The following is an 11,925-nucleotide window of genomic DNA, read 5'->3' as shown; positions in this document are numbered from 1 at the left end:
GCCTCCACGCAAAGGAATTCCTCATGACCACCGCAACTTCCGCGCCGCGCCAAGGCGGCATCCTGCGCCCCGCGCTGACCGTCTTCGCCGCGCTGTCGCTCATCACCGGCCTGGCCTATCCGTTTCTGACCACCGGCATCGCGTCGGCCGTGTTCCCCCACCAAGCCGCCGGCTCGCTGATCGAGCAGGACGGCAAGGTGGTCGGATCCGCGTTGATCGGCCAATCGTTCACCTCGCCGCAATATTTCTGGGGCCGCCCGTCGGCCACGGCGCCCATGCCCTACAACGCGGCAGCCTCCGGCGGCTCCAATCTCGGCCCGCGCAACCCGGCGCTGGCCGAAGCCGTCCAGGCGCGCATCGCGGCCTTGAAGGCGGCCGATCCGGACAACGCCGCGCCGATTCCGGCCGACCTTGTCACCGCCTCGGGCAGCGGGCTGGATCCGCACATCAGTCCGGCCGCCGCAGCCTATCAGGCGGACCGGGTGGCGCGGGCCCGCAATCTGCCGCGCAGCGAGGTCGATGCGCTTATCCAGGCCCACACCGCCACGCCCTGGCTGGGCGTGCTGGGCAGCCCCGCGGTCAACGTGCTGACGCTGAACCTGGCGCTGGACAAGCTGCGCGGCCCGCGATGATGGGGCGGCGTATAGTATTGCCAGCCGTTTCCTCCCCTTCCTTGCGCGTTCATGGCTGACATCGCTGGCGAGCGTCCCGATCCGGACGCGCTCTTGAAAACCCTGGACGCCGCCGAGCGGCAGGCGGTGCGCGGCAAGCTGCGCGTGTATTTCGGGTCGTCGGCCGGCGTGGGCAAGACCTACGCCATGCTGGCGGCGGCGCGCGCGCAGGCCGCACAGGGCACGGACGTGCTTGCCGGCATCGTCGAAACCCACGGCCGCCGCGAGACCGCGACGCTGCTCGATGGCCTGCCGGTCCTGCCGCTTCGGGACGTTGTCTACCGCGGCCACGTGCTCAAGGAATTCGACCTGGACGGCGCGTTGCGCCGCCGTCCGGCGCTGGTGCTGGTCGACGAACTGGCCCACTCCAACGCCCCCGGCTCGCGCCACGCCAAGCGGTGGCAGGACATCCAGGAGCTGCTCGCGGCCGGCATCGACGTCTGGACCACGCTGAACGTGCAGCACCTGGACAGCCTGAACGAGGCCGTGGGCAGCATCACCGGCGTGCGCGTCTGGGAAACGGTGCCCGACGACGTGTTCGATGCGGCCGACGAGGTCATGCTGGTCGACCTGTCGGCCGACGAACTGCTGCGCCGCTTGAAGGAAGGCAAGGTCTACCTGCCCGAACAGGCGCGGCACGCCTCCCGCAATTTCTTTCGCAAGGGCAATCTGATCGCGCTGCGCGAGCTGGCGCTGCGGCGCACGGCCGAGCACGTGGACGACGATGTGCAGGCCTACCGCCGCGACCGCGCCATCGAGTCCGTGTGGCGCACGCGCGAAGCCATCGTGGCCTGCATCGGGTCCGACGCCGACGCCGAATACGTCATCCGCAACGCCCATCGCATGAGCCAGCAGCTCGATTGCGATCTGCATGTCGTCACCATCGACACGCCGCGCGCCGCGCCGCCCGCCGCCGCCGAAACCGAGCGCCTGCAGCACGGCCTGGCGCTCGCCGACGCGCTGGGCGCGCGCACCGAAACGCTGGCAGGCGGCGACATGGTCGACGCCGTCGTGCGTTATGTCCGCCGCCACAACATCACCAAGGTGATCGTGGGCCGCACCCGCGCCGGCGGATGGCAGCGCCTGCGCCTGTCGCTGACGGCGTTGCTGACCGCCGGCATGTCGCACGGTTGGCTGTGGCGGCGCCACAGCTTCGCCGACCAGCTCGCCGCCGGGTGCCCCGAGATCGACATCATCCGGCTGGGCGCGCCGCCCGTTCCCCAGCACGCGCCCGCCAAACGCGACCCGCTCACGCTGGGCCGCCGCGCGCGCGCAGCCGACGACGAACGCGCCGCCCGGCCACTGGCGGGGTACGTGTGGGCGCTGTGCTACTGCGCCGTGGCCACGGCGCTGTCCTCACTCGTCTTCCCCGCGCTGCACCAGACCAACATCGTCATGCTGTTCCTGCTGGCGGTTGCCGCGGTGGCGCTGCGCCACGGACGCGGGCCGGCCGCGCTCGCGTCGGTCGTCAGCGTCGGGCTGTTCGACTTCTTCTTCGTGCAGCCCTTGTCTTCGTTCGCCGTGTCGGACGTGCAGTACCTGCTGACCTTCGGCGTGCTGCTTGGCGTGGGCTTGCTGATCGGCCAGCTTACCGCCGGCCTGCGCTTGCAGGCGCAGGCGTCGGTCAAGCGCGAGGCCGACGCGCGCAGCCTGTACGAATTCGCGCGCGAACTGTCCTCCGCCCTGCTGCCCGAACAGATCGTCGCGCTGGCCGGCTCGTTCGTGCATGCCACCTTTGGCGCGCGTTGCGCGCTTTACATCCTGGGCCTGGACGACCGCCTGAAACTGGCCATGCCCGCCGACAGCGACATGTCCGCGCCCGAATCGGCGCTGGCGCAGTGGGTGTACGACCACGGCCAGCCTGCGGGCGCCGGCACCGCCACCCTGTCCAACAGCGGGTTGCTGTACCTGCCGCTGAAGGCGCCGATGCGCACCCGCGGCGTGCTGGTGCTGGACGCGCCCCGCCGCAGCCTCTACGCCAATCCAGACACGCGCCGCCAGGTCGAGGCCTACGCCACCCTGATCGCCATTGCGCTAGAACGCCTGCACTATGTCGAGGTTGCGCAGCAGGCCGTGGTCAGCATGGAATCCGAAAAACTGCGCAACTCGCTGCTGGCCGCGGTTTCGCACGACCTGCGCACGCCGCTCACCAGCCTGGTGGGCATGACCGACACGCTGATGCGCGAGCGGCAGGCACTGCCCGCTGGCGTGCAGGACACGGTGCGCGCCATGCGCGATCAGGCGCAGCGCATGCACGCGCTGGTGGTCAACCTGCTGGACATGGCGCGGCTGCAAAGCCGCGATACGCCGCTACGCCTGGAATGGCAATCCATCGAAGAGCTGGTCGGCGCCGCGCTGGCGGCCATGCGCGAACCGCTGGCCGGCCGCGAGGTCCTGGTCGCGCCGCTGTCCGCGCTGCCGCTGGTGGAGTGCGACGGCGTGCTGATCGAACGCGTGCTGTGCAATCTGCTGGAGAACGCGGCCAAGTACACGCCTGCCGGCAGCACGCTGCGCATTCACGCCTTCGTGCATGAGGCCGAAACCCCGGGAGCCCAAACGCAAGGGCGCGAAATGCGCGTGGCCATTGCCGACAACGGCCCCGGCGTGGCGCCCGGCGCCGAACGCCGCATCTTCGAAAAATTCACGCGCGGCGAACGCGAGTCCGCCACGCCTGGCGTCGGCCTGGGACTGGCAGTGTGCGAAGCGATCGTCGCCGCCCACCACGGCCGCATCTGGGTCGAACACACGCCCGGCCAGGCCAGCGGCGCGCAATTCGTCTTCAGCCTGCCGCTGGGCGCTCCGCCCGAGATCCAACCCGAAACCGCCTGAGTACCCCCAATGTTCGATTTCCAGCCCATAGTCCTCATCATCGAAGACGACGCCAACATCCGGCGGTTCGTGCGCCAGGCCCTGGAAAGCGAAGGCTGCGTGGTGCACGAGGCCGACACCGTCAAACGCGGGCTGATCGAGGCGGGCACCCGCCAGCCCGACGCGATCGTGCTGGACCTGGGCCTGCCTGACGATGACGGCATGACGCTCATCCGCGAGCTGCGCGGCTGGACCGAAGTGCCCGTGCTGGTGCTGTCCGCGCGCAGCGCAGAAGCCGACAAGGTCGCGGCGCTGGACGCGGGCGCCGACGACTACCTTGCCAAGCCTTTCGGCGTCAGTGAACTGCTGGCGCGTTTGCGCGTGCTGCTGCGCAGGCATGGGCGGGGCGGCGCGGGCAATGCAGCCGAGATCGCGTTTGGCGACGTGCGCGTGGACTTCTCGCGGCGCGTCGTCGAACGCGCCGGCCAGCACGTGCACCTGACCGCGATGGAATACCGCCTGCTGGCGGCGCTGCTGGCCCACCGGGGCAAGGTCATGACCCACCGCGAACTGCTGCGGCAGGTGTGGGGGCCGTCTCATGTCGAGAGCAATCACTACCTGCGGATCTACATGGGCCATCTGCGCCAGAAGCTCGAGGCCGACCCGGCGCAGCCCGTGTTCCTGCTGACCGAGATCGGCGTGGGCTACCGCTTTGCGGGCTGAGCTTTCGCGCGCGCAGCCATTTTGACGCGCGCTTTACGCGCAGGGCGCGAGTCTTGTCTCGCGCTTTATGCCGGTCCTCCTATTGTTGCGGTCCGCTCAACACCAGGAGGCTTTCCCATGCCCCGCAACACCCTCGCCGCAGTGGCGCTGCTATCCCTCGTTCCCCTGGCGCAAGCCGCCGACGCCCCCGTCGCCGCCGATGCCGTGTCACCGTATTCCCTGACGGCCAACGTCACGCTCGCCAGCCAGTACCGCTATCGCGGCCTCATGCAGACCAACAACCGGCCCGCCATCCAAGGCGGCTTCGACCTCGCGCACGCCAGCGGCTTTTACCTGGGCAACTGGAACTCCAGCATCAGCTGGCTGAACGACAGCAACAGCGACGTCTCCGCGCCTGTGGAAATGGACTTCTACGGCGGCTACAAGGGCAATCTGACGGACAATGTGCCCGTGGACCTGGGCGTGCTGCAGTATTACTACCCGGGCGACTATCCATCCGGCTACACCAGCCCCGACACCACCGAACTCTACGCCAGCATCGGATACGGCCCGGTGATGTTCAAGTATTCCCTTGCGCTGACCAACCTGTTCGGCTTTGCCGACAGCAAGTACAGCCAGTACTTCGACCTGTCGGGCAACTTCGACACCGGCATCTGGGGCCTCGTCATCAACGCCCATGCGGGCCACCAGATCGTGCGCAACGTCGACAACGGGTCCTACACTGACTGGAAGCTGGGCCTGACCAAGGACTTCGGCCAGGGCCTGTCCGTCTCGCTGGCCTATCTGGACACCAACGCCGACCGCGCCGTCTACACCAATACCCGGGGCCGCGACATGGGACGCGCCACCGGTCTTCTATCGGTGACCAAGACGTTCTGACCGGCGCCTGCCGTTGACGCGGTTTTTACGCGGCACACGCGCATTTATCGGCAGGTTTTACGGCGCGATTTCTATAGTGGAATCGTCAACAACCCACCGGATACGCGGGACGCCCTCAACGGCCCCCGCCCTCAAACCGCCATGATTCCCCGACCGCGCCTTCGCCAGGTTCCGATAGCCGCCCCCGTTGCCGCCTCGCCCGCGCCGCAGCCGCAATGCCGCCTGATTGCGCTGACCGTGCGCATCGATACGCTGGACGCCCTGAACGTGCGGCTGGCCCTGCACCGCGCATTGGGCGACCGCATTGGCGTCTACCTGCTGTCGGTGGACCACGCGCACGCCCAAAGCACGCTGGAACTGCAATGCGAACGCGGCGAACTGGACGCCATGATGGCCGCGGTCATGCGCGGTCTGCCCAGTGCGGAATTCGGGCCGGCGCGCCCGGCGACTGCCGTCACGGAGCGCTGAGCCATGCACCCGAGTGCCAAACCCATGTTCGAGGGCCTGTGGCTGCCGATGGTGACGCCCATGCGAGGCGGCCACGTGGATCTGGACGCCGCGCAGGCGTTGGCCCGCTACTATCGCAACGCCGGCATCGCCGGCCTGGTGCTCTTTGGCTCCACCGGCGAGGGCAACCTCTTGAGCATGCCGGAGAAGGTCCAGATGATCGAGGCCATCAACAGCGACTCGCACGCGCTGCCGCTGGTCCTGGGCGTGGGCGGCGTCGACACCCGGGGCGTGGCCACGGCGGTGCGCCGGCTGGACCGGTACGCGCCGGCCGGCTACCTGGTCCCGCCGCCGTATTACCTGGGTCCGTCGCAGGCCGGAATTCTGTGGCATTACCGGCAGATCGCGTGGGCGACAGAGCGTCCCATCATCCTGTACAACATCCCCAAGCGCGCGGGCGTCGCCATGACGGTCGAAACCATGGAGGCGCTGGCGGTGCTGCCCAACTTCGGCGCGGTGAAGGAATGCAATCCGGCCGTGCTGGCCGCCTTGAATGCGCGGGGCCGGCTGAACGCCTTATGCGGCGAGGACCTGGCTTTGCTGGACCACTTTTTGGCGGGCGGACGCGGCGCCATTCCCGCGGCCGCGCACCTTTATCCGGAGCGCTTTGTCGCGCTGATGGCGCTGGCGCAGTCGGGCGACGCGCAGGCCGCTCGCGAATGCTTCGACCCTTTGCGCCCCCTGATCCGGCTACTGTTCAGCGAGCCCAATCCCGCGCCGGTCAAGCGCGCGCTGGCCATGCAGGGCCTCATCGCCGACGAGCTGCGCCTGCCCATGATGCCCGCCAGCCGCGAGCTGAGCGCGCGGCTGCGGCGCGCCCTGGACCTCATCCCGGCATCGGCTGACCGGTTGCAGACAGCTTGAAGATCGACACGGCGCGCGCCAGGTCGCCCGCCTGTCCGTGCAGCGTGGCGGCCGAGGCCGCGAACTCCTGCACCAGTGCGGCATTCTGCTGGGTGGCGCCGTCCAGATGCGTCACGGTCACGTTGATCTGCTCGATGCCCGCGCTTTGCTCGCCGGACGCCGTGGCGATTTCGCTCATCAGCGGCGCGCTGGTGGCCGCCGATTCCAGCACGCTGCCCATGGTGGCGCTTGCCTGCTCCACGCGTTGGCTGCCGCGCGCCACGGATGCGGACGAGGCCTCGATCAGCGTCTTGATCTCTTTGGCGGCCGTGGCCGAGCGCTGGGCCAAGGCCCGGACTTCGCCTGCCACCACGGCAAAGCCGCGGCCCTGCTCGCCCGCCCGCGCGGCTTCGACGGCAGCGTTCAGCGCCAGGATATTGGTCTGGAACGCGATCTCGTCGATCAACCGGATGATCTCGTCGATGCGCTGCGAACTGTGCGAGATCTCGCGCATGGCATCGATGGCGTGCTGCGTCTCGTCGCTGCCCTGCCGGGCCAGGCGTGCGGCCTCGGCGGCCAACGCGCTGACCTCGCGCACGTGCTCGGCGCTTTGCCGGGCCGTGGCGGTGATCTCTTCCACGCTGGCCGCGGTCTGCTCCAAGGCGGCGGCCTGCTGTTCCGTGCGGTCGGACAGGTCCACGCTGCCCGCGGCGATCTGGCGCGAGGCGGCCGCAATGGACGCGGTGGAATGCACGATGGTGCGCACCGCCGCGTCCAGCCGCTGCTGCATCCGCGCCATCGCGCCAAACAGCCGGCCGATTTCGCCGCGATGGTGGTGCGAGATGGCGCTGGACAGGTCGCCGTTGGCCACCCGCTCGCACACGGCCACCGCCTCGTTCAGCGGCCGCAGGATGTGCGTGCTGAAAAAGCGCAGCGCCGCCGTCAGCACCAGAGCCAGCAACACCAGCGTCACGCTGCCCTGCCGCCATAGCGTGCCGTAGAACGCCGCGTCGACGTCGTCGACATACAGGCCCGTGAACATCAGCCAGCCCCATTCCGGGTCGTAGGCCGCGTAGGTCAGTTTGGGCAGCGGATCCTCGGCGCCCGGCCGCGGGAACAGGTAGCGCACGTAGCCGCCGCCCGCCTTGCCTTGCGCGTAAAGGTTCTCAAAGAGCGGCTGCCCGTCGCTGTCGCGCGTGGCGCGCACGTTCGTGCCCACCCGCTTCGCGTCGGGATGCACCAATAGATCGTAGTCGTCGCCAAACGCGCCCACATAACCATCTGCGCCGTACCGCATTGCCGACAGCTGGCGCGCCACGTCGCGCTTGGCTTCGGCCAGCGGCACGCCTTCCTGCACGCGCCGCTTGCCCCCGCTGACGACGCCCGCAGCCATGTCGATCACGTGGCGAAGCTCCGTCTTGCGGTCCTCCATCATCTCGGCGCGCCGCTGCCAGGCGTCCCACACGCCCAGCGCCAGGACGGCGGCGCCAATGGCAAACACGAACCACAACAGTTCCCTGCGCAAGCTGGAATGACTCATCGACTCTCTTCTGCATGACCGCGACTCGAAACAAAAATCGGCGGATTGTGACTTTTTATGTAGATTGGCCGACGAGGATACTATTTCAAACTTCGTTTGAATTCGATTTGACTAGTCACTTTGATCTAGCTCAATTTCCATAAAAAAAAAACGCAAGGCGACTCGCGCCTTGCGTTCTGCTTCAAACCGGACGGCGGGACGACGCCCGCCCGTGCCCTAGGCCCCGGGCGGGGCGACGCGTTGCGGCCGCGCCGTCGTCAGGGCAATCAGCGCCACCATGATGAGCGCATAGGTGGGCACGCTGCGCATATTGCGGAACATCATCTCGGTCATGCTGAACGCGCAGTAGCTCAGGCAGAACAAGAGCCCCATCTGCGCACCCACCCGGATCACCCGGTCGTCGCTGGCCAGGCGCCGGAAGAACACGCCCGCCGGCACCAGATACAGCGCCAGCATGCTCAACAGACCCAGCAGGCCGTATCCCGCCATGGCGGCCAGCAGGTCGTTGTGCGGCTCGCCAAAACCATCCACCACTTCCTGCGTCACGATGCCCTGCTTCTGCAGCTCGCGCAGTTCCTCGCGGAACCGGCTTGGGCCGATGCCCACGATCGGGCTCTTTTCGAACATCAGGAACGAGGCATGCCACAGCTGCAGCCGGATGCCGAACGACGTATCGCGGTTGGCCGACGTGGAAAAGCCCTGAACGTCGTGGGTGATCTGCTGCATGCGGCTGCTGAAGGTCCAGATGGCCGCCGCGCTGGCGACGAGCGCCACGCAGACAGCCAGCGCGCAGTACACCTTGTGGCGCCGGCGCCAGTTGCGCAGCCCAAGCAGAAAGACCAGGCCCAGAATGGGCAACAGCATCCAGCTGCTGCGGGTTTCGGACAGCCAGGTCGCGACCACGGCCAGCGCCACGGCCACCAGCTTGACCGCCGTTTCCAGGCGCGGCCAGCGCGAGCCCGGCCCCCAGCCCAGCGACAGCAACGTCATGCCGCCCAACAGCAGCACCATGTTGGCAAAGGCCACGGCGTTGTAGCGTCCGCCCACCTCGACCACCGCGCCGCGGCCGCCCGAGAGCATCGTCACGATCAAGAGGATGGACCCGGCCAGCGCGCCGGCCAGGATGGTCCATTCGATATGGCGAAGCAGGCGTTGCGGCGCGCGCAGCAGCAACCACAGGACGGGAAGCGCCAAGGCAAACCGAAGCAGTTTCTCAAGTTCGGAACTGCTCCACATGCCTTTCACGGCCGAGGTGATCAGCAGACAGGCCAGCGGCGACAGCAGCGCCAGGGAAAGGGGCCAGAGCGCGCGGAAATCCATGGGCTCGTAGCGCTTGACGGCGTTCATGGTGATCGCGGTCAGGGCGATCAAGGCGCTCAGATACAGAACGGCGGGGCCGCCCACGGGGCTGGTCAGCGCCAGGGCGGGCATCAGCAGCACCAGCCAGGCGGCCAGGGTTACATACAGTCGGGGCACAACAATCAACCTGAAAAGAACAAAGCACGCACGATGCGCGTCATGCCGGTGGTTAGAGAAAACCCGCCGGCCATGAAGGCGGGCGGGTTTGGCGAAAGAGCGGGAGCCGGGCCTTGCACGGCAGACAGCCTTGCGGGGGGCCCTTTTCGCGGCTTACATGTTTTCGATCATCACCTGGCCAAAGCCGGAGCACGACACCTGCGTCGCGCCTTCGAGCAGACGGGCAAAGTCGTACGTGACCTTCTTGGACTGGATCGACTTTTCCATGCTGGAGATGATCAGGTCCGCGGCTTCGGTCCAGCCCATGTGGCGCAGCATCATTTCGGCGGACAGGATTTCGGAACCGGGGTTCACGTAGTCCTTGCCGGCATACTTGGGCGCCGTGCCGTGGGTGGCCTCGAACATGGCCACGGAATCGGACATGTTGGCGCCCGGGGCGATGCCGATGCCGCCCACTTGCGCGGCCAGCGCGTCCGAAATGTAGTCGCCATTCAGGTTCAGGGTGGCGATGACATCGTATTCCGCGGGACGCAGCAGGATCTGCTGCAGGAACGCATCGGCAATCACGTCCTTGACGATGATCTCGCGGCCGGTCTTGGGATTCTTGAACTTGCACCACGGGCCGCCGTCGATCAGCTGCGCGCCGAACTCCTTCTGCAGGAGCTCGTAACCCCAATCGCGGAAGCCGCCTTCGGTGAACTTCATGATGTTGCCCTTGTGCACCAGCGTCAGCGACGTACGGTCGTTGTCGATGACGTACTGGGCGGCCTTGCGCACCAGGCGCTCGGTGCCTTCACGCGACACCGGCTTGATGCCGATGGACGAAGTGTTCGGGAAACGGATCTTCTTGACGCCGAGCTTGGTCTGCAGGAACTGGATCAGTTCCTTGGCCTGCTCGCTTTCGGCCATGTATTCGATGCCGGCGTAGATGTCTTCCGAGTTCTCGCGGAAGATCACCATGTTGGTCTTTTCGGGCTCGCGCACCGGGGACGGCACGCCCTTGAAGTAGGCCACGGGGCGCAAGCACACGTACAGGTCCAGCTGCTGGCGCAGGGCCACGTTCAGCGACCGGATGCCGCCGCCGACCGGGGTGGTCAGCGGTCCCTTGATGGAAACCACGTAGTCTTTGACGACTTCCAGGGTTTCGTCGGGCAACCACACGTCCGGGCCGTAGACCTTGGTGGCCTTTTCGCCGGCGTAGACCTCCATCCAATGGATCTTGCGCTTGCCGCCATACGCCTTCTGCACTGCCGCGTCGACGACCTTGATCATGACGGGGGTGATGTCGGCGCCCGTGCCGTCGCCTTCGATGAAGGGGATGACGGGCTGGTCAGGCACATTCAGCGAGAAATCGGCGTTGACCGTGATTTTCTGGCCGCCGGCGGGAACCTTGATATGTTGGTAGGACATGAATGCTCCATTTGCTCCGGGTGGTTTTTCTGCACGCGCCAGGATCGGACAACGTCCGATTCCGCGGGTCATACCGCCTCCTGCGAACCGCACACCGGATGGCGGATAGCAGCCCATTCTATATCGCAAAGCGCCGGGCGAAACCTGAGCTGCATCGTGGGGCGGTAAAATAACGCGACTCCATCCTGCTTTTGGCCCCCTCCCGATGTTCAATCCCTCCCGCGACCAAGTTCGCGAATTCTTTATCGAAACCTGGCGCAAGCACCGCGCCAACGAGGTCCTGACCCCGCTGGAGGCGATCGCGCTGGACTGGATCATCGAGCACCCGGAATACCACGCGGACCTCGAAAGCCCCGACGCCATGACGGCCGAATACGCGGTGGAAAAAGGCCGGACGAATCCGTTCCTGCACCTTTCCATGCACCTGGCGATTGCGGAACAACTGTCCATCGACCATCCGCCCGGCATCCGCCAGGCCTACCAGCAGCTGACGGCGCGCTCGGACGCGCACCACGCCGCCCACGAAATCATGGAATGCCTGGGCCAGGTCGTCTGGGAAGCGCAACGCCTGGGCACGCCGCTGGACAGCGACACCTACATCGACCTGATCCGCCGCCGCGCCAGCCTCTGATCCAAACAAAAAAACCCTCGCTCGCGAGGGTTTTTTGCTTGCACACCCGCCGCAGCGGGCGCGTCTTAGCGCCGGACGCCCAGGTCGCTGGGCAGCGACGCCAGCCACGCCGACACGTTGGAGATGTCCTGGTCGGACAGCTGCGTGGCAAAGGCGCCCATGATCGGGTTCTTGCGCACATTGGCCGTGGCCGCGCTGCCGGAGGCGCCACGCTTGTAGGCCTTCAGGGCATGCACCAGGTAATCAGCATGCTGGCCGGCCAGCGTCGGATAGGCGGGATCCACCGCCGTCTTGGCGTCGACGCCGTGGCACGAGGCGCAGTTGAATTTATCGAAGACGGCCTTGCCGGCCGCCAGGTCCTGCGCCTGGGCGGCTGCGCCCGAAATGGCCAGGGTCGCGCCCGCAAGGGCAAGCATGGTGCGGTTCATGGTGTTGCC

The 11,925-nt window shown here is 67.1% G+C and carries 11 protein-coding genes; 7 read left to right on the top strand and 4 right to left on the bottom strand.

The window, feature by feature from the left end; translation table 11 throughout:
• The first annotated feature begins 23 nt into the window (after positions 1-23).
• The 6 genes from kdpC (at position 24) to ASD87_RS11550 (ending at position 6,452) form a co-directional block, all read left to right on the top strand.
• Positions 24-632 (top strand): potassium-transporting ATPase subunit KdpC, encoded by a 609-nt coding sequence (kdpC, locus tag ASD87_RS11575; RefSeq protein WP_056321334.1) that lies wholly within the window; start codon positions 24-26, stop codon positions 630-632.
• A gap of 51 nt (positions 633-683) precedes the next feature.
• The gene (locus tag ASD87_RS11570; protein ID WP_056321331.1) at positions 684-3,500 is read left to right on the top strand and encodes a sensor histidine kinase KdpD; all 2,817 of its coding nucleotides are present in this window, start codon (positions 684-686) and stop codon (positions 3,498-3,500) included.
• Positions 3,501-3,509: 9 nt separating this feature from the next.
• Positions 3,510-4,202 carry a two-component system response regulator KdpE gene (kdpE, locus tag ASD87_RS11565; protein ID WP_056321330.1) on the top strand — a complete coding sequence of 231 codons (693 nt, stop codon included), beginning with the start codon at positions 3,510-3,512 and terminating at the stop codon, positions 4,200-4,202.
• A 117-nt stretch (positions 4,203-4,319) separates the two neighbouring features.
• Complete coding sequence (locus ASD87_RS11560) at positions 4,320-5,081, top strand: TorF family putative porin (protein WP_056321327.1); 762 nt, start codon at positions 4,320-4,322, stop codon at positions 5,079-5,081.
• 141 nt (positions 5,082-5,222) lie between these two features.
• Entirely contained in the window at positions 5,223-5,549 is a 327-nt protein-coding gene (locus tag ASD87_RS11555) for a hypothetical protein (RefSeq protein WP_235512686.1), read from the top strand.
• Between the two features lie 3 nt (positions 5,550-5,552).
• Positions 5,553-6,452 carry a 4-hydroxy-tetrahydrodipicolinate synthase gene (locus tag ASD87_RS11550; protein ID WP_056321324.1) on the top strand — a complete coding sequence of 300 codons (900 nt, stop codon included), beginning with the start codon at positions 5,553-5,555 and terminating at the stop codon, positions 6,450-6,452.
• Here ASD87_RS11550 and ASD87_RS11545 read toward each other — a convergent pair.
• From ASD87_RS11545 to icd, 3 genes are all read right to left on the bottom strand, one after another.
• A complete protein-coding gene (locus tag ASD87_RS11545; RefSeq protein ID WP_056321323.1) occupies positions 6,415-7,971 on the bottom strand; it encodes a methyl-accepting chemotaxis protein in 1,557 nt (518 codons plus the stop codon). The genes ASD87_RS11550 and ASD87_RS11545 overlap by 38 nt on opposite strands.
• A gap of 216 nt (positions 7,972-8,187) precedes the next feature.
• Positions 8,188-9,447: an O-antigen ligase gene (locus tag ASD87_RS11540; RefSeq protein ID WP_056321320.1), complete on the bottom strand. Its 1,260-nt coding sequence runs from the start codon at positions 9,445-9,447 to the stop codon at positions 8,188-8,190.
• 153 nt (positions 9,448-9,600) lie between these two features.
• Positions 9,601-10,857, bottom strand: coding sequence for an NADP-dependent isocitrate dehydrogenase (icd, locus tag ASD87_RS11535; RefSeq protein ID WP_056321319.1), 1,257 nt, complete (start codon positions 10,855-10,857; stop codon positions 9,601-9,603).
• 205 nt (positions 10,858-11,062) lie between these two features.
• Here icd and ASD87_RS11530 point away from each other — a divergent pair, with 205 nt between their 5' ends.
• Positions 11,063-11,488 carry a DUF1841 family protein gene (locus ASD87_RS11530; protein WP_056321316.1) on the top strand — a complete coding sequence of 142 codons (426 nt, stop codon included), beginning with the start codon at positions 11,063-11,065 and terminating at the stop codon, positions 11,486-11,488.
• A gap of 65 nt (positions 11,489-11,553) precedes the next feature.
• Here ASD87_RS11530 and ASD87_RS11525 read toward each other — a convergent pair whose 3' ends face one another.
• Positions 11,554-11,916 (bottom strand): cytochrome c, encoded by a 363-nt coding sequence (locus ASD87_RS11525; protein WP_056321311.1) that lies wholly within the window; start codon positions 11,914-11,916, stop codon positions 11,554-11,556.
• Positions 11,917-11,925 lie beyond the last annotated feature (9 nt).

Origin of the sequence: Achromobacter sp. Root170, from assembly GCF_001428165.1 — a bacterium.
Taxonomy (GTDB): Bacteria; Pseudomonadota; Gammaproteobacteria; order Burkholderiales; family Burkholderiaceae_B; genus Achromobacter; species Achromobacter mucicolens.
The sequence above is the reverse complement of the archived record's forward strand: the minus strand, read 5'-3'. Positions and strand labels throughout refer to the sequence as shown.